Here is a 16530-nt window from a genome sequence, read left to right as displayed (position 1 = left end):
AAAAAGCTTCTACTCAAAAATTACATTTTGAGTAGAAGCTTTTTGCATGTATTTACAAGTAACTAAGCAAATTTTATACTTTAATTAACAAAGAACGAATAAGTATTAAGACTATATAAGGAGAATAAAAATGAAAATAAGAGCACTAGAAGAAACTGACTTAAACTTTATTCATACATTGAATAACAGATACTCTACTATGGCATATTGGTTTGAAGAACCATATGAATCATTAGGCGAATTAAAATCGCTTTACCAGAAGCATATCTTAGATGAATCCGAGAGGAGATTTATCATAGAAGATGAGAATGAGAAGGTAGGCATTGTAGAATTAGTAGAAATAAACTTTATTCATAGGAATTGTGAAATTCAGATTATAGTGGATGAACAATTTGCTGGAAATGGATATGCCAAAAGGGCAATGAAACAAGCAATAGACTATGCATTTAACATTTTAAATTTGCATAAAATATATTTATATGTCGATGTTGAAAATGAAAAAGCCATCCACATATATAAAAATCAAAATTTTGAAATTGAAGGCACCTTACAAGAACATTTTTATACTAAAGGGGAATACCAAAATTCTCACATTATGGGACTTTTAAAGAAAAACTGGAGAAGTGAATAGATAAAACTTTTTCCATAGATAGACACCACCCACTTCAACAAAAGAAGGTTGAAGTGAGTGGTTTTTTAATATGATGTTTTACTTTTTTAATTCTCAATTGAGGCATTATTCAGGCAAGTGTACAAGAGCGTCTACTTAAGTGGCACTTTCAAGTTTACATATGTTAACAAAAAGGAAATTAAGTGATAGGTAGGTACAGATTTGTATATGTCAGGTAACAGTATTTTAAATAAAAAGAGGAGAGTTTTTGATACATGATGTATCTGTCCATCAACAATATCAGTTAGCAAAAAAAGATGAACTTAAAATCTTAATCGTCGGTGCAGGTATAGCGGGATTAACTGCGGCACAAATGCTTAGAAAGCAAGGAAATAACCCAGTATTAATAGAACGAAATAAAAGTAATAAAAGTTCTGGTTATATGTTAGCTTTGATGCCCATGGTAGATAATGCAATTTCAGAACTCAAAGTAACTGAAACATATTTAAATAAAAGTGTTTCTATTAATAACTTTAATTTTTACAGTCATCAAGGCAGTCTTTTACGCAAAAATTCCATACATGAATTAATGAGTAAATACGGTACCTACAGAGGTATTTCTCGTGGACGCTTGATAGAGGTACTTACTGATGATGGTTGCATGTTAACGTACGATACGAAAGTGAGCGATTTACATCAAAAAATAATAAAGTATCTGTTTCTTTTGAAGGATATGAAGATTTATTTGATTTTGATCTAATAATAATTTAAAAACATCTTAAATAATTATGAAAAAATATAACGACCGCGGGTTGAAAAAGCTCAATCTGCTTCTAGGAATCTTGCGAAGTTGATGTTTAATGAGAGTAGTATTTTTGCTTTTGTCAGAGATGAGGTATTGAGATTTATGACAATTGAAAGAGGTCTTAAATCAATATTGAAACTAATAGAAAATCAGCCTAAACCTTAAAATGTTATTACTTTTTAGGAAAATAATATTGGAACGATGACCATACTAAAAGTAGACTGATTCTTACCTAAATAAAATTTGAAACGGCATGCACAGATATTTTTAGTATGTACATGCCGTTTCTCGTATATAATATAAAAGTTATTTTTGTGCCAATTAAAGTGACTATTTAACTGTGTGTTATCGTGTATAAACTTTTAGCGGAAATTAATGATGAATTTTACACCATGTTCAGTTGGATCTGCTGTAAAGCTGCCATTATGGAAATTTACAGCATCCATAATAATTGAAAAGCCAAGACCGTGCTGGTCTTTATCTTCCTTAGTCGTTTGTTTACTCTGTATCAGTTTACTGAGATCTTTTTGGTCTATACCTTGACCATTATCTTCATAAGTGATGACGATACCTTCTTCATTATCTTCTAGAATAATGTTAATGATCGGATTTTTTTCATTATGATCCAGGCTGTTCTCAATCAGGTTGATAAACATACGCTCTACATACAACTTATTTCCATAGAATTCATCATCGTCTAAATTGTTATCTATATTGATATCTTTGTAGCCGACAGTTTTAATGATTTCCTTAAGCGCACGGGCTAGTGAAAAGGATTCCTTGTCTAGTTCCATCTGACTTGTTTCGACTTTAAAAGTGCTATTTAAACTATCAATCAGCTGTTCCATATATAAGGCTTTATCAGAAATTAAAGTGATATATTCCTTTTGGTCATCTGGAAAATAAGGCATTACTTTAGAATAGCCATAGATGGAAGTTAAGGGTGATTTTAAGTCATGAGAAATTTGGTTTAGCCACTTCGTTCTATAGTAATCAATTTGATTTTGGTACAATCGATCTTCTAATAGTTGAGCATTTAGAGAATCAACAGCTTCATCAAGCTCCTTGTAGATTTTCTTAGATTTTTTCCTGTTATATGAAGCACTCGGTTTATATAACAATCCATTAGATAGTTGGGTCAGCCAATCGACATAGAAGAACAAAGGTTTACTTAGTCTTCGAGTCATAATGATGGATAAGATAATTGCCAAGAGAATTATAAAAATAGGCACAACGATTAACAGGATACCTATTAATTTGAAGACAGTAATATCCGTATCTGTAAATTCATCAACATAGGCATAGTCCATAGTCGTTGCTGATTCAAAAAACTGTAGCTCATCACCAATGATATGATAGTTATAATCGTTATAGTTTTTCGTATACAGACTATCAATCAGCATTAGAGTATCGACCTCATCTTCATTTGAGATATCGATATTTGTGTCATCATTCTCATTGATCATTAGAAAGTGTGCATTTTCTTTATAGGGGATGGCAATTGTTGTTGTAATATTATCGATGATCAGCGATTTTAAATTACGGTTACTCTTCGGATATATCGTATTTGCTTCATCATCGATAATGAAAGCTGTATAGCCTTCTTCTTTAAGAGATGATTTAAGATTATCAGACAGTATATAACCATCTTCATCGTCATCATTGATTTCAGTAATTAATTCATAGTTATCAATCTTAGCCGGTGAGTTATTAGAGAACAATGAGTTCACGTTTATACCAAAAAGAAAAAGACTTATGATCACAACAAGTAAACTCAAGATCAGAAAAGTAATGATGTACTTTAAAAATATTAAAGCAAAACGCCTATTCATTAACATCACCACGGAAGATATATCCTTTCCCTCTAACGGTTTGAATTAATTCAGGTTGTTCTGGACTATCTTCAATTTTTTTACGCAAGGTTCTAATGTGCACCATCAATGTATTATCATCCACACCTTTGTCATAACCCCAAACATTTAGGTAGAGTTGCTCTTTCGTAAGTATTTGATTATTGTTTGTCATAAAACAGGTTAAGAGATCGTATTCTCTTGTTGTTAGATGAATTTTTATGTCTGCCTTGAATACCTCTGCTGTCGACGTGTCCACTGTTAGGTCTTTATATTTCATATGATGTACTGGCTCTAAGTGCACTTTTACTCTATAGGCAAGTTCGATAGGGTCAAATGGTTTTTTGACATAATCTATCGCACCTTGTTGAAAGCCTTTATAGACATCAATTTCAGAATCTTTAGCAGTGACAATAATGACTTTTGTCATATTTAAATTGATGAATTTCATTAACTGGTAGCCACTTTCTGATTTTAAATTTAAATCTAATAGTAAGACTTGAAAATTGTGTCTTAAGATTAAGTCTTTTGCCTCTTCTAAGTGGCTAGCAGTGTATACATTATTTATATTTTGAGACGATAAACTTAAAGTTATCAATTGTAAAATATCATTATCGTCTTCAACGATTAAAATTTTATTAGTCATAGTGACACCTCAATTATATTGTAAAAATAAAAGCTCTACTTGACCACCTTTATAGAATAAATTAAGACACATTTAAGGTAAGTTTAAATTTCTCTTAAAGTCTGAAGGATACAATGGTTTTGAGGTGAATTATAAAGTGAAAAGAATCGAAAGTGCAGATGTTATAAGAGGATTCAGTTTGTATGGAATCTTAATGGCTAATCTACTTATTTTTCAATTTGGTTTAAGTGGAAAAGACCACATGGAATTTTATGAATTGAACACGATTAATGAGTTTCTATTTAAGGCTGTAAAGGTGATATTTGAAGGTAGTTTCATGCCTATTTTTGCCATACTGTTTGGTTTTTCCATGGATAAATTATTTGAATCCATGAAGAATAAGGAAATGAAATGGAAAAGGTTTAAACTTCTATGTCGAGCAATTGGCATTTTAGTAATTGGTTTTCTTCATGCTACATATATTTGGGAAGGGGACATTCTTTTAGCATATGGACTCGCCATGTTAGTATCCATTATTTTTATAGGTTTACCTTCTTGGTTTTATAAAATTATATCCGGCATCATCATCGTCATTCTATTGTTAATGCTTGGGAGTGGTTTTCTATCTAGTGAAATTGATGAAGCATCAACGGTTAGTGAAGCGGAGACAAATGAATATATGACTGAATTACTAACGGTCTATCAGACTGGAACTTACGGTGAAATTGTCGATGCTAGAGAGAATATGGAAGATCCTTTTTACAATGAAATGATGAGTGAATTCAAGGATTCAAAAGGGTTATTCATGATTTTAGGACTTTTTATGCCAGCACTTGGCTTTATGTTTGGTATCAACCTGTCCCGTTCTGATTGGTTCCAAAAGGATGGCGCAAAATTTTGGAATAGTGCACTATATATTTGGCTTATTCCAGTAAGTATCATAATGAAATCAAGTATTTACTGGCTAAATGATGAGACATTAGCAAGTAACTTAAACCTAGTTTTTGGCCTATTTTTAGCGTTTGGTTTAATGAGCTTAATGAAACTTTTATACCAGAGATATGAGAATAACATCATTATGACCGGTATGAAAAATATCGGTAAACTGTCGCTAACTATGTATATCTTACAAAGTATCTTTGGCACATTCGTGATGTACGGCTATGGGATTGGCATGTTTGGTACTAATACTGTAATCTTTACGGTTATCTTGTTTACACTCTTCTACGTACTTCAGTTGATCCTTGCGACTTGGTATATGAAACACTTTAGATATGGTCCTTTAGAATATCTACTTAGAATGGTCACTTACCTACGTATCCGTAGTAGGAAATGGCAGAATAAGACTTCAAAATAGATCTGTTTTTATAATAAAATCTGACAGTTTAAATGCTTTTATGCTAAAATTTAATTAATTACGACTTTAATCTAGTTAGGTAAGGATGATGTTATGAAGACTTTGCTTCTCACAGGATACGAACCATTTTTAAAGTTTAAAACCAATCCAACACAGTCTGTTGTTGAAAGCCTTGAAGGTAAAACAATTGGTGGTTATAAGATTGTCGGTAGAATTTATCCTGTTGTTTTTGGTGAGATTAATAGTTTAATCGAAAAAGACATTGAAGATGTAGAACCTGATGCTATTGTTTCACTTGGACTGGCTAATGGTATTAAAAGCATCCACCTTGAACGTATTGCAATCAATACGAGAGATGGTCGTGAGGATAATTCAGGTTTTAAACCAAGCGGAGAAAGAATCTATAAAGATGGTGCGGATGGGCTATTCTCTAAATTGCCTTTAAAGCGATTAGAACAAGCACTTTTAGATGCAAATATTCCAACAACAATTTCTAATTCAGCAGGGACATATCTCTGTAATAATTTAATGTATAGTAGTCTTTATTATTTAAATCAGAAAGGCTTAGACATTCCAGCAGGTTTTGTACATGTTCCACCGAGTCATGAAATTGGAATTGCAGTTGGGTCTGCAAGTTGGTCTCAAGAAGATATCACAAAAGCAATTCATATCTTAATAGAAAATCTTCAAGATACTTAGGAGGGCATTATGGACGTTTTAAAAGTAAATTCATATGAAGAAATGAGCGATAAGGCTGCGGGTATTTTGATGGATGTAATCCAATCTAAGTCAGCACCAGTTATCGGTTTAGCAACCGGTTCAACACCAGAAGGTACGTATCAAGCACTTGTTAAAAAACTTAATGATAGTGATGTCGATCAAGATCAGATCACAACATTTAATTTAGATGAGTATGTTGGACTAGACGCCTCACATGATCAAAGTTATTCATATTATATGCATAAAAACTTTTTTGATCATGTTTCTATTAAGGAAGAAAATATTAATCTATTAAATGGTATGGCAGAAAGTGAAACAGCAGAAGTTGAAAGTTACGAGAGAAAGATTGACGAGAAAGGTATCGACATTCAACTACTCGGTATCGGACGTAATGGTCACATTGCTTTTAATGAACCAGGCACTTCATTTGATTCATTAACACATAAAGTTGAATTAACACCAGAAACGATTGAAGATAATTCGAGGTTCTTTGATGATATTGATGATGTACCTAAGGCTGCATTTTCTATGGGCTTAGCGTCAATTATGAAAGCGAGAAAAATTCTTATTTTAATCAATGGTGAGAATAAGAAAGAAGCCTTATCAGCACTACTTAGTGGTGAAGTTTCAGAAGAAAATCCGGCTTCTATTCTAAATAATCATCCTGATGTAACGATAATTGCAGACAGTGCAGCAATTGGTGAATAAGGCTAACATATGAGATAATACTCCTAATACATCGTGTTAGGAGTATTTTTATGAATGAAAACAAACAAAAAATCATATACACATTAGCGATGCTTTTCATATTTTTAGTTATCGCAAATACTATGGTAGAAGTAAACTGGGCCTTACAAGTATTAGCAGTGCTGTTTGCAGCTTATTATATTTATATGGCGTATAGAGAGATCAAGAAAAACAAAGATAAAAACGAACCAGATTAACCATCGAGATGGTACATAAAAAGGCATGCTTCCTGATGTTTTGTTTCAGGAAGCATGCCTTTTAATTAGTGACTTCAGTCGGTTGAGCACGTAGACGTGCGAAACAAATAAACCACACGCTATGCGGAATGAGCCCTTATAGGGCTGAAAAAAAGCCACCCGTTATACGGGTGGATACTTACTTTACGAGAACTGCTCTTCTGCAGCAGCTTCTATTTGGTTCTTAATTCTTTTCGGTATCATAACAACTTCAGTTTTTAGGTTTTTAGGACGATAAGTCTTATCGATACATTTCTCGAAGTATTCTAAGTGTTTTTGATCAATACATTTCTCAGATTCTGTACTGGAGTCTCCATCATCTGCCTGAATAGAATACCAGTAAAGATAATCGAATTCGCCCATATGGTCACGCATAATCGTCTCGACAAACATCTTTTCATCATCGAGTGTGAGGAGCGCATCATTCATATGCTCATTGAGGAATTCCATCCATTGATCGACTAATTCTTCCTTACCTTTTTTCACCCTAAATCTTGTTAATTCTACTTGCATATTCAGGACTCCTTTGTTTTAGTCAACATCATATTACACCTTTTTTGGGCAATGTCAATGACCTTATCAAAGAATCTTTTTAAGAAAGTATCTTAAGAATTTTGAGAAAGTTATAGAAATAAATTTTTACTGTATATTATTCATTAAAAGTAGTCTCAAATTGCTTATTTTCTAAGCCTTCTAATGTTTTTCATAATACCACTTTCAGTCGACAATACACTTCTTTTATAAACATAAGCAGCAACCATAAGTGTTACGATAATCAGAGCGATGAGAATTACAACGCCTATAATCATCTCAAGGTGACCTGTATCATTAGTGAGTAATCTGAGTGGCATAACGAATGGTGTGAAGAACGGGATGTAGCTCGCTACTGTGATTAAGAAATGATCTGCAAAACTGATACCTGCCAATGCAATAAAGTAACCAATCATCGTAATAAAGGTGACTGGCATTAAGCCTTGTTGTATATCTTCCATACGGTTGATGAATGAACCGAGCATAGCTGCAATCGAAAGGTAAAGTATTAAACCAAGGACAACAAAGATGACGCAATAAACGATTAATAGTGGTGTTTGGTCGTTTGGCTCTAAACCAAATCTTTCAAGTAAGGCTGTGTGATCTGATGTGTAAAAAGCAATAAGCCCACCGATCGTTATGGCCGCAACTTGAATGATACTCACTGCCATCATTGCTAAAATTTTTGCCATCAAGTGTTGAACGGGTCGTATACTTGAAACAATCATTTCAATCACTCTTGAAGATTTCTCATTTGCAATCTCCATAGCAATCTGTGATGCATAGTTCAGTATGATGATAAACATCAAAATGACTGAGAAGTAGAATATAACCATATTTAATATATTGGTATCATCTTCACTTGCTGCTTCAAATTCTCCTGAATCTTCAGCTTGGACTAAGAAGTTAACAGGCACTTCTTTGTACATTAACGCTAGCTCTTCTTCACTTAAATCTAAAGTCTGCAGTACGTAGGCGCGGTTGGTATCATTTAAAGCAAGTTGAATGTTTTGTTCTTCTGTAGAAGATAGGGCTTCATCACTTCTAATTTCTGCTTCTAGTGGATCTGTACTTGTAACCTCTAGAACCGTATCGCCATCTTCTTCTACAATCTCTATCTCTTCGTCATAGGTTTGAATAATCGGTTCAAACACTTCTATAAAGGACTGATCTGCTTCAATCTGAAGCGTAGAGGACTCATCTGAATCAAATAGACTGATAATTTTATCCAGGTTAAATGCTAAAAACATTCCTGCGATAATAATCAAGGTTGTGATAATAAATGATTTTGCTTTTAATTTTGAGAAAAATGTTAGGTTGAAAGTCGTCATAAATTTATTCATAGTCTCGACCTACTTTCGAAATGAAGATATCGGTTAGTGAAGGTTCGTTAACTTGGAAACGTTTAAAGAAACCGAGTTCAGTCACTTTGTTATAGATTTCTTCAGCATACTTTTCCTCTTCAATTTTTAAGGTAGTCTTCTTACGTACTTGTTTGATATCAAGTACACCAGGAAAATCTTTTAAGAAGGACACATCATGATCGCCTTCAATAATAATTTCTTTTTGTCCAAAGTCTTTTTTAATTTGATCAATATTACCGCTGACTACTTGTTTACCACGGTCTAATATACATAGCTCCTCACACAGTTCTTCGACGTGTTCCATACGGTGAGAACTAAAAATAATCGTTGAACCATTTCTATTTAAATCCTTAACTGCATTTTTAAGAAGTTCAACATTAATCGGGTCAAGCCCACTGAAAGGTTCATCTAGAATGATGAGTTCTGGATTATGGATTATTGAAGCGATAAGTTGTATTTTTTGTTGATTTCCTTTGGAGAGTTTCTCGATTTTCTTAACCTTGTTCTCCGTTACTTTAAATCGGTCTAACCAATAATCTAAAGCCTCATTGGCTTCTTTTTTGGACATGCCTTTAAGCTCTGCTAGGTAGATGACTTGTTCTTTAACCGTTAGTTTTGGATGTAAGCCGCGTTCTTCCGGTAGATAGCCAATCTTGTTCGTCATGTGATAGCCGATTTTATCTCCGTCATATAAAATGGTGCCTTCTGATGGTGTGAGCAACTGCAAAATCATTCTAAAGGTCGTTGTCTTTCCCGCACCATTACCGCCAAGAAAGCCATACATGCTACCACTTGGCACATTGATGTTGATAGAATCTACTGCTTTGTGGTCACCGAAGGTTTTCTGGATGTTACTTAACTCCAAAGCCATGGTATGTTCCCCCTTTATTTTGATGTTTACATTTTACCACACCACTTGTTAAAGAAAAGTTGTTATAATATAAAAGGTTAAATTTATAAAGTGAGGTGTCGTCTTGGAAACAGTAGAAGAAAGAGCATCATTTAAAAAGTTTATGGATTTAATAAAACGCACGAATGTAAAGAAAAGTATATTTTTTTTTGGTGTGTTCCTTACTTTAATTAGTACCGCAGGATCATTAATCGTGCCACTTTTAACACAGATGTTCATAGATGGCTTTGATCCTTCAGTAATTAGTACACCTCTCATCGTACTGATTATTGCTGTCTTTCTCTTAAGCGCAGTCGTTGATGGTGTTGCTTATTATATGCTCGCAAAAATTGGACAGTCAGTCGTCAAACGGTTAAGAGAACTCGTATGGGATAAGTTTCTTAAATTACCAGTAACATATTTTGATAAGACGAAGAGCGGTGAGTCTGTTAGTAGAGTGGTAAATGATACAAGTATTATTCAAGGCTTAATTACGAGTCATTTCCCTCAATTAATTTCAGGTGTGATGAGTATAATTGGGTCGGTTGTTATTCTCTTCTTCTTGGATTGGAAACTTACGCTAATTATGTTCATAGCCTTACCAATTTCTATCGCAGTGATTCTACCTTTAGGAAATAGAATGCAAAAAGTATCGAGGAAATTACAGGATGAAACGGCGACATTTACAGGTTCTATCCAAGAAACTTTGGGAGAAATCCGCTTAATGAAGTCCTTTAATGCTGAAAACTACGAAAAGGTAAAAGGCCGAAAAGGTATTGGTAAACTTTATAAATATGGAATGAAAGAAGCTGTTATCAACGCGCTTTTATCACCTATAATGTATACAGTAATGATGTTAGTCATCATTTTAGTCATTGGTTATGGAGGCATACGTGTTGCTGATGGAACGATGACAATTGGTACACTTGTCGCATTTCTACTGTACCTCTTCCAAATTATTATGCCGATGACGATGTTTGCGATGTTCTTTACAGAATATAATAAAGCCCTTGGCGCAACAGGTAGAATTATCAATATAATGGAACTGGATGATGAAAAATCAGGAGTAGAGAAACCGAATCTTGACTATAACAACTTAAGATTTGAGCAAGTCACATTTGGATATGATGAAACACCTGTTTTAGAAAATATTTCATTTACGGCACAAAACAATCAAAAGGTTGCTTTTGTTGGTCCAAGTGGTAGTGGTAAATCTACAATTTTTGCTTTAATAGAGAAGTATTATGAAGTCTGGAGTGGACAAATACTTGTTGATGGTATTAATATCAATAATCTAAGTCTAAGTTCATATCGTAGTGGCATTGGTTATGTCGCGCAGGAAAGCGCCATTATTTCAGGTACAATACGCGATAATATTACTTATGGTTTAGATCCATCTTTTTATACAGAAGCAGATATTGAAAAAGCTGTTGAACAGTCATACACTAAAGAATTTGTAGTCAATCTAGAAAACGGACTCGACACCGAAGTAGGTGAACGTGGTGTTAAATTGTCAGGTGGACAACGTCAGCGTATCGGTATTGCTCGAGCGTTTTTAAGAAACCCTAAAATATTAATGCTAGATGAAGCGACTGCCAGTTTAGATTCAGAGTCAGAGAAATATGTTGGTGAAGCTTTAAACGAACTTATGGCCGGTAGAACAGTCCTTGTAATTGCGCACCGTTTATCAACAATTGTAAACTCAGATAAGATATACTTTATCGATAATGGATTACTTACTGGAGAAGGAACACACGAATCCCTAATATCCAGTCATGAAAAATATAAAGAATTTACAAACCAGCAATTTGGAGAAGATTAGAGGCAGTTTTATAAATGGGAATTTTAATAGAAGCATTTAGTCCAATCATACCGATATTTATCTTTATTTTTATGATCATCGTTGTGGTGACCTTATTGATTAATATTAGGAGTGGCTATCAGCTCGATACAATCGCAAAAAAGATCAGATATTTTTCAATCATTGGTTTGACGATGAGCATAGTGGGTATTTTTCTCGTAACGCTGATGCGGACTTCAAATGGAAGCGACATCGTTCAGCTCACACCTTTTGAGAGTATTGAAGACCTTTGGTATTATGCAACAACAGAAGCATTAATCAATAGTGTGTTAATGAATATTGTTCTATTCATACCAACATCTTTCTTTTTATATTTTATAATTCGAAGAGAGTTGTTAACCACAATTCTTTGCTTATGTTTGTCAGTCTTTATTGAAACAACGCAGTATTTATTACCGATAGGAAGAATTACAAGTATCGATGATATTATTTTAAACTCAATTGGAGGTATCATAGGCGTATTACTTGGGGTCCTATTTTTAAAGATAAAAGATGTTTATTACTTGATGTTTGGTGGTAAATAAAAAAATAACAGTTAAAAAAGGGGATGTTGTCTATGTACAACAAATTAAAAAACATCGAAGGTGTTACTTTACAACCTAAAGAAGTTGTAGGACCTGCACTTGTAGGATCAGTAGAGTACTTTAATGGGGAGAAAAGTACTTACCATGGTTCACTCGTTGCAACGACACAAAGATTGTTTTTGAATCTTGAAGATCATGGTGTTGTTTGTATTGAAGATTTTGACTATGAGAAAATTACAAGAATTACCATAGAAGATTTGCTTCTTGTAGGTCACATTGTACATCTGTGGACAGATGACCAATTAATCGTCAGCGTAAAAAGCATTTCCGAGGGTAAGCTTGATAAGTTCTTAGAATTTGTCTACAAGTACAAAGGTAAAGTTACAGTAGAAAATGAAGCACTAGCATAAAAGTATATAGAATATTGAAGGCTCCGGTAAGCTCCGGGGTCTTTTTTATATTTGAAATGAGGTAATTTTTTCTAATGGTACCGAATACGTATTATATTTGTGTATAATGACGGTATAAATAATAAAGGGGAAGCTATGAAATTTAAAATGATATTCCTCCTTACACTGGTACTCATGCTCACGGCATGTTCTAGTTTTCGTGAAATTGATGTGACAGATGATGGGGAGTTAAGAAGAATTACAACAGAAGATACATCAGAAATTGATATCCCGGGTAAGCCAGAAAATATTGTCCTGTTTCGTACCATTGATCCAGGAAATGCAGCCCTTTTAGGATATGAGCCAACTGCAGTGAACAGAGCACTAGAGGGGAATGAAACACTGACTAATGAGGTTGGACAGTCACTGACATTTTTAGAGCCTGGTGATATTGAGGGATTAAAAGCAGTTGACCCTGATTTAATTGTGACCTATTCACCTGATGAATATTTTGATCAGTATAGTGAGGTCGCACCAACGATTAGAATGTCTTATTCAGGGGGGATACTGAGTCCGTTTAGTCCACGCGTCTATTTAACACAACTCTATTATTTAGGTGTAATTTTAAATAAAGAAGAAGAAGCAAACAAGATTGGTGACGAGTGGGAAGGACAGACAACAGTCTTAAAAAGAGAACTTAATACGCAAGTTGATGATAAGAATGCTGTCGTTGCTGTCGCTAATGAAGATGGTTATTTGCTCTATAATGAATATATGAGCTATGGCACTGAAGCGGTATATGATGTGCTCGGTTTCCAGATGGACGGTGCACTACAAAGTCATTTAGAAGACAATTTATTTGATGTGAAAACACCAAGTGACCTTAGTGAGTTTGAAGCAGATTATGTCTTTGTTAATACACCTGACTATGAAAATGAGGATATTAAAAGTGAATTTGCACAGGCAATGGATATTGATAAGGATCATGTAATCTTACTCAATTCAGAAGATACCATTACTAATGATTTGATTTCTATACAAAAACAAACGGAGTATATTGTCGATAAAATAAACGAAGCGGGTGAGTAACGAGTGAAAATAGAAGGGGCTTTGATTGGAGAGCTTTTTAACGCACAAAAATTCGAAGACATCTATCTTTCCACTATGCCTGAATGGCAAGCATTGATGCCAAAAGAAGAATTTCTAAATGAAGCACGCCATTTTTATCAGGGTACGGTTCACTTTTCCTTGTACAGAGAAAATGAATTAGAACCTGGTGTGAGACGTTATGCTTTTGTAGATGACAAGACGAAAAAAATGTTGACGGTCGCGGTTAAACAGTCGCTTATCATTGGTCTAAAGTTTGGTTACTTGGAACAATATCATGAGTATAAAACGTCTTCAAAAGTGAAGTATCGCCTACCGTTTAAAGATGATTGGTTCGTCTTATTTGGTGGAGAAGATAACTTTTTAAACTATCATTATTCCTATGAAAATCAGCGCTATGCCTTTGATTTTATCGTTAAAGAAAATGGTCAAGCGGTCAGAGGAAATACTTCAGTTTTAGAAAATTATCACAGTTATGGACGTCCAATTGTCTCACCAGCATCAGGTACTATCTTTAAAGTATATGATGGGGTGAGAGATAATCCACCGATGTCGATGAATATGGATGATCCAGAAGGTAATGCCGTCATTATTCAACATGGCGTGAATGAGTACAGTATGCTTGCGCATCTAAAAGCAGATTCTATCCTAGTCAGTGAGGGGACCTACGTAAATCGTGGGCAAGTATTGGCAGCCTGTGGTAACAGCGGGGCGAGTGATACTCCTCACCTACACTTTCATGTGATGGATGGGCCGAACCCAGACACTTCACAGTCATTAAAAATTAAATTTGAACATGGTCTTGAACCTGAGCAGGGACAAACATTAAGGGGAGAATGAAATGAAGATATTGTTGTCAGTACTAATGTTTTTCAGTTTCTTTTCTAATAGTGAAACAGAGCCACTTCAAGGGAATACTAAAAACTTTGAAACAATCGATCAGGATGCTTTCTTACAAAATTTGAGTCAGTACTTAGATTCTTCGTTTACCTTTGCGGCAACGGGTGACATCTTAGTGCATGACTATCTTTATGAAGACGTTCAAACAGAGGATGGATACGACTTTGTATCTCGCGTAGAGTCAGTTGCACCTTATTTACAACAACAAGATCTGGTCTTCTTAAATCAAGAAACACCTATAGGTGGAGAGGAATTAGGTCTTAGTGGTTACCCTACCTTTAATGCACCAGAAGAAGTCGCAGATTTACTAAGTTACTTTAATGCAGACATTGTTAACTTAGCTAATAACCACACACTAGACCGTAGCGCGGAAGGTATAGCTGCAACGACTGAAAACTTAAAAGAGAGAGATATTGATTACGTCGGTGCAAATGTAAGTGAGGAAGATAAAGACCGTGATCGTATTTTCAATGTCAATGGGATTGATGTTGGATTCCTAGCTTATACATACGGAACCAATGGTATTCCTGTACCAGAAGGACAAGAGTACTTAGTGAATTTAATTGATATGCCAAGTATTGTAGAAGATATTGAGCAGTTAAGAAATAAAGTGGACGTATTAATTGTCAGCTACCATCAGGGTATTGAATATGATGAGTTTCCTAGAGATGAGCACATACCTGAGTATCACTCTATGGCAGAGGCCGGTGCAGATATTATTGTCGGTTCTCATCCGCACACCTTACAACCGATTGAACACTATGAAAGAGAAGACGGAAGTGAAGCGGTAATTGCATACTCTATGTCTAATTTCTTAAGTGCACAACAAACATTAAATACTCGGCTCGGTGGTATTTTAGAAGTCACTGTGAAACAAGAAGGGGAGAATATTGATGTCGGCGATGTTAGATTCATGCCGACCTACGTTGATAGTAATGAATATGAAGACTTTTACCTCCAGCCACTCGATGCAATGGATATGACTGATGTCTATAGTGACGTGAGTGAGCACATGACAAGTTATAGTGACAAAGTCGAGGTTGTACCTTACCTCGACTAGTCTTCAGGCTCTTCTTTTCTAATAATCGACATGATCGAGACGATACCTAATAAGATTAAAGTTAATATTAATGGTATGTTAAGTGAGGATGGTAGAAAATCCTGACAGAAATAATAAATCATGCCTAGCGCAATTAAAATGAGAATAATATTTAAACCCTTGCTAACTTTAAACATTTGAAACCACCTTTAAATGTTTGTTTTCTAACAATAATAGTATCATAATAGTGGTAGAAATGAATTGAGGAGAGAGAAATATGAATTATATTATGAGCATTCAAGTGTTGCCTTATCACCCTGGTGACAAAAAACTTTACTCGCATACTAAAGGGGCGATTGAGTTAATAGAAAACAGTGGTTTTACTCACTTTGTTGGCCCAAGTGAGACAACAGTTGAGGGGAATTTGGATGAGCTATTTAATCTCGCTAAAAAGATTAACCTCTACCTTGCAGAAGAAGGTTGCGAACATGTGACAACAAATATTAAGCTTGTTCAGTCTAAAGAAGAAAATCAGATTAAAGACATTCTAAAAGATTACTATGAATTTGAAGATGATGAATAAGAAGAGCGAATGTGCTCTTCTTTTTTGATATAATCGTGAGTAATACTATAAAAAAGGTGATTGTATGGGAGAATGTCCGCACTGTAAGCATGAGTGGACTTACAAAGAAAAACTATTAGGTTATGCATTAAAACCTCGGACACGTATCAGGTGCCCGAAGTGTAGAGAATACATAGAACCATCGACTTTATCGATAATCTATGATTACATCGCGATATTTCTTGTTGCCTTGTTTATATTTATATTAATACCAATTATGCAATGGCCGATGTGGCCGTCGCTGCTCATTAGTTTTATCTTGTTTTTATTATATGTATTTTTATTCCAACCTTTAACGATACGTTTTAAGCATTATGAATACAATATAAAAAAGAAATAAAACTTAAGGGGGAT

At 34.5% G+C, this 16530-nt stretch carries 20 protein-coding genes; 14 read left to right on the top strand and 6 right to left on the bottom strand.

What is annotated here, in order from left to right:
• Positions 1–130: 130 nt before the first annotated feature.
• The gene (locus EYB29_RS08605; protein WP_026866804.1) at positions 131–631 is read left to right on the top strand and encodes a GNAT family N-acetyltransferase; all 501 of its coding nucleotides are present in this window, start codon (positions 131–133) and stop codon (positions 629–631) included.
• A 247-nt stretch (positions 632–878) separates the two neighbouring features.
• Positions 879–1370: an FAD-dependent oxidoreductase gene (locus tag EYB29_RS08600; protein WP_026866805.1), complete on the top strand. Its 492-nt coding sequence runs from the start codon at positions 879–881 to the stop codon at positions 1368–1370.
• Between the two features lie 407 nt (positions 1371–1777).
• Here the strand turns inward: EYB29_RS08600 and EYB29_RS08595 are convergent, their stop codons facing one another.
• The gene (locus EYB29_RS08595; RefSeq protein ID WP_026866806.1) at positions 1778–3247 is read right to left on the bottom strand and encodes a sensor histidine kinase; all 1470 of its coding nucleotides are present in this window, start codon (positions 3245–3247) and stop codon (positions 1778–1780) included.
• The gene (locus EYB29_RS08590) at positions 3240–3911 is read right to left on the bottom strand and encodes a response regulator transcription factor (protein WP_026866807.1); all 672 of its coding nucleotides are present in this window, start codon (positions 3909–3911) and stop codon (positions 3240–3242) included. Before EYB29_RS08590 ends, EYB29_RS08595 begins: the two co-directional genes overlap by 8 nt.
• Before the next feature lie 136 nt (positions 3912–4047).
• Here EYB29_RS08590 and EYB29_RS08585 point away from each other — a divergent pair, with 136 nt between their 5' ends.
• The 4 genes from EYB29_RS08585 (at position 4048) to EYB29_RS08570 (ending at position 6911) form a co-directional block, all read left to right on the top strand.
• On the top strand, positions 4048–5247 hold the full coding sequence (locus EYB29_RS08585; protein WP_026866808.1) for a DUF418 domain-containing protein: 1200 nt from the start codon (positions 4048–4050) through the stop codon (positions 5245–5247).
• Between the two features lie 93 nt (positions 5248–5340).
• Positions 5341–5946, top strand: coding sequence for a pyroglutamyl-peptidase I (locus EYB29_RS08580; RefSeq protein WP_026866809.1), 606 nt, complete (start codon positions 5341–5343; stop codon positions 5944–5946).
• A 9-nt stretch (positions 5947–5955) separates the two neighbouring features.
• Complete coding sequence (nagB, locus tag EYB29_RS08575; RefSeq protein WP_026866810.1) at positions 5956–6675, top strand: glucosamine-6-phosphate deaminase; 720 nt, start codon at positions 5956–5958, stop codon at positions 6673–6675.
• 50 nt (positions 6676–6725) lie between these two features.
• On the top strand, positions 6726–6911 hold the full coding sequence (locus tag EYB29_RS08570) for a hypothetical protein (protein ID WP_026866811.1): 186 nt from the start codon (positions 6726–6728) through the stop codon (positions 6909–6911).
• Positions 6912–7094: 183 nt separating this feature from the next.
• On the opposite strand, the gene EYB29_RS08565 is transcribed toward EYB29_RS08570, so the two are convergent.
• From EYB29_RS08565 to EYB29_RS08555, 3 genes are all read right to left on the bottom strand, one after another.
• A complete protein-coding gene (locus EYB29_RS08565) occupies positions 7095–7463 on the bottom strand; it encodes a DUF6176 family protein (RefSeq protein WP_026867165.1) in 369 nt (122 codons plus the stop codon).
• A gap of 164 nt (positions 7464–7627) precedes the next feature.
• Entirely contained in the window at positions 7628–8824 is a 1197-nt protein-coding gene (locus EYB29_RS08560; protein WP_026867164.1) for an ABC transporter permease, read from the bottom strand.
• Positions 8817–9716, bottom strand: coding sequence for an ABC transporter ATP-binding protein (locus EYB29_RS08555; RefSeq protein WP_166627066.1), 900 nt, complete (start codon positions 9714–9716; stop codon positions 8817–8819). The genes EYB29_RS08560 and EYB29_RS08555 overlap by 8 nt, the downstream gene beginning before the upstream one ends.
• A gap of 142 nt (positions 9717–9858) precedes the next feature.
• On the opposite strand from EYB29_RS08555, the gene EYB29_RS08550 reads away from it, so the two are divergent.
• From EYB29_RS08550 to EYB29_RS08525, 6 genes are all read left to right on the top strand, one after another.
• The gene (locus tag EYB29_RS08550; protein ID WP_035856786.1) at positions 9859–11556 is read left to right on the top strand and encodes an ABC transporter ATP-binding protein; all 1698 of its coding nucleotides are present in this window, start codon (positions 9859–9861) and stop codon (positions 11554–11556) included.
• A gap of 14 nt (positions 11557–11570) precedes the next feature.
• The gene (locus tag EYB29_RS08545; protein WP_026867162.1) at positions 11571–12119 is read left to right on the top strand and encodes a VanZ family protein; all 549 of its coding nucleotides are present in this window, start codon (positions 11571–11573) and stop codon (positions 12117–12119) included.
• A 32-nt stretch (positions 12120–12151) separates the two neighbouring features.
• Positions 12152–12529 carry a PH domain-containing protein gene (locus tag EYB29_RS08540; RefSeq protein ID WP_051220546.1) on the top strand — a complete coding sequence of 126 codons (378 nt, stop codon included), beginning with the start codon at positions 12152–12154 and terminating at the stop codon, positions 12527–12529.
• 135 nt (positions 12530–12664) lie between these two features.
• Positions 12665–13597: an ABC transporter substrate-binding protein gene (locus EYB29_RS08535; RefSeq protein ID WP_026867161.1), complete on the top strand. Its 933-nt coding sequence runs from the start codon at positions 12665–12667 to the stop codon at positions 13595–13597.
• A gap of 3 nt (positions 13598–13600) precedes the next feature.
• Positions 13601–14455 (top strand): M23 family metallopeptidase, encoded by an 855-nt coding sequence (locus EYB29_RS08530; RefSeq protein WP_026867160.1) that lies wholly within the window; start codon positions 13601–13603, stop codon positions 14453–14455.
• A gap of 1 nt (position 14456) precedes the next feature.
• Positions 14457–15575 carry a CapA family protein gene (locus tag EYB29_RS08525; protein ID WP_026867159.1) on the top strand — a complete coding sequence of 373 codons (1119 nt, stop codon included), beginning with the start codon at positions 14457–14459 and terminating at the stop codon, positions 15573–15575.
• Here the strand turns inward: EYB29_RS08525 and EYB29_RS08520 are convergent.
• Positions 15572–15751 (bottom strand): hypothetical protein, encoded by a 180-nt coding sequence (locus tag EYB29_RS08520; RefSeq protein WP_026867158.1) that lies wholly within the window; start codon positions 15749–15751, stop codon positions 15572–15574. The genes EYB29_RS08525 and EYB29_RS08520 overlap by 4 nt on opposite strands.
• An 80-nt stretch (positions 15752–15831) precedes the next feature.
• Here EYB29_RS08520 and EYB29_RS08515 point away from each other — a divergent pair, with 80 nt between their 5' ends.
• Both EYB29_RS08515 and EYB29_RS08510 read left to right on the top strand, forming a co-directional pair.
• Entirely contained in the window at positions 15832–16137 is a 306-nt protein-coding gene (locus EYB29_RS08515; protein WP_026867157.1) for a thiamine-binding protein, read from the top strand.
• Between the two features lie 64 nt (positions 16138–16201).
• Positions 16202–16516, top strand: coding sequence for a TIGR04104 family putative zinc finger protein (locus tag EYB29_RS08510; RefSeq protein WP_084145796.1), 315 nt, complete (start codon positions 16202–16204; stop codon positions 16514–16516).
• The last annotated feature ends 14 nt before the right edge of the window (positions 16517–16530 follow it).

This window comes from Jeotgalicoccus sp. S0W5 (assembly GCF_011634875.1).
Lineage (GTDB): Bacteria > Bacillota > Bacilli > Staphylococcales > Salinicoccaceae > Jeotgalicoccus > Jeotgalicoccus marinus.
Note: the sequence above shows the minus strand (reverse complement) of the source record. Positions and strands in the feature narration are given on the sequence as shown.

What these genes read in the sequence shown, in the direction of transcription:
- EYB29_RS08605 (WP_026866804.1), top strand. Translation starts at nt 131, where the DNA reads ATGAAAATAAGAGCACTAGAAGAAACTGACTTAAACTTTATTCATACA.
- EYB29_RS08595 (WP_026866806.1), bottom strand. Translation starts at nt 3,247, where the DNA reads ATGAATAGGCGTTTTGCTTTAATATTTTTAAAGTACATCATTACTTTT.
- EYB29_RS08590 (WP_026866807.1), bottom strand. Translation starts at nt 3,911, where the DNA reads ATGACTAATAAAATTTTAATCGTTGAAGACGATAATGATATTTTACAA.
- EYB29_RS08580 (WP_026866809.1), top strand. Translation starts at nt 5,341, where the DNA reads ATGAAGACTTTGCTTCTCACAGGATACGAACCATTTTTAAAGTTTAAA.
- nagB (WP_026866810.1), top strand. Translation starts at nt 5,956, where the DNA reads ATGGACGTTTTAAAAGTAAATTCATATGAAGAAATGAGCGATAAGGCT.
- EYB29_RS08570 (WP_026866811.1), top strand. Translation starts at nt 6,726, where the DNA reads ATGAATGAAAACAAACAAAAAATCATATACACATTAGCGATGCTTTTC.
- EYB29_RS08565 (WP_026867165.1), bottom strand. Translation starts at nt 7,463, where the DNA reads ATGCAAGTAGAATTAACAAGATTTAGGGTGAAAAAAGGTAAGGAAGAA.
- EYB29_RS08560 (WP_026867164.1), bottom strand. Translation starts at nt 8,824, where the DNA reads ATGAATAAATTTATGACGACTTTCAACCTAACATTTTTCTCAAAATTA.
- EYB29_RS08555 (WP_166627066.1), bottom strand. Translation starts at nt 9,716, where the DNA reads ATGGCTTTGGAGTTAAGTAACATCCAGAAAACCTTCGGTGACCACAAA.
- EYB29_RS08550 (WP_035856786.1), top strand. Translation starts at nt 9,859, where the DNA reads ATGGATTTAATAAAACGCACGAATGTAAAGAAAAGTATATTTTTTTTT.
- EYB29_RS08545 (WP_026867162.1), top strand. Translation starts at nt 11,571, where the DNA reads ATGGGAATTTTAATAGAAGCATTTAGTCCAATCATACCGATATTTATC.
- EYB29_RS08540 (WP_051220546.1), top strand. Translation starts at nt 12,152, where the DNA reads ATGTACAACAAATTAAAAAACATCGAAGGTGTTACTTTACAACCTAAA.
- EYB29_RS08535 (WP_026867161.1), top strand. Translation starts at nt 12,665, where the DNA reads ATGAAATTTAAAATGATATTCCTCCTTACACTGGTACTCATGCTCACG.
- EYB29_RS08525 (WP_026867159.1), top strand. Translation starts at nt 14,457, where the DNA reads ATGAAGATATTGTTGTCAGTACTAATGTTTTTCAGTTTCTTTTCTAAT.
- EYB29_RS08520 (WP_026867158.1), bottom strand. Translation starts at nt 15,751, where the DNA reads ATGTTTAAAGTTAGCAAGGGTTTAAATATTATTCTCATTTTAATTGCG.
- EYB29_RS08515 (WP_026867157.1), top strand. Translation starts at nt 15,832, where the DNA reads ATGAATTATATTATGAGCATTCAAGTGTTGCCTTATCACCCTGGTGAC.
- EYB29_RS08510 (WP_084145796.1), top strand. Translation starts at nt 16,202, where the DNA reads ATGGGAGAATGTCCGCACTGTAAGCATGAGTGGACTTACAAAGAAAAA.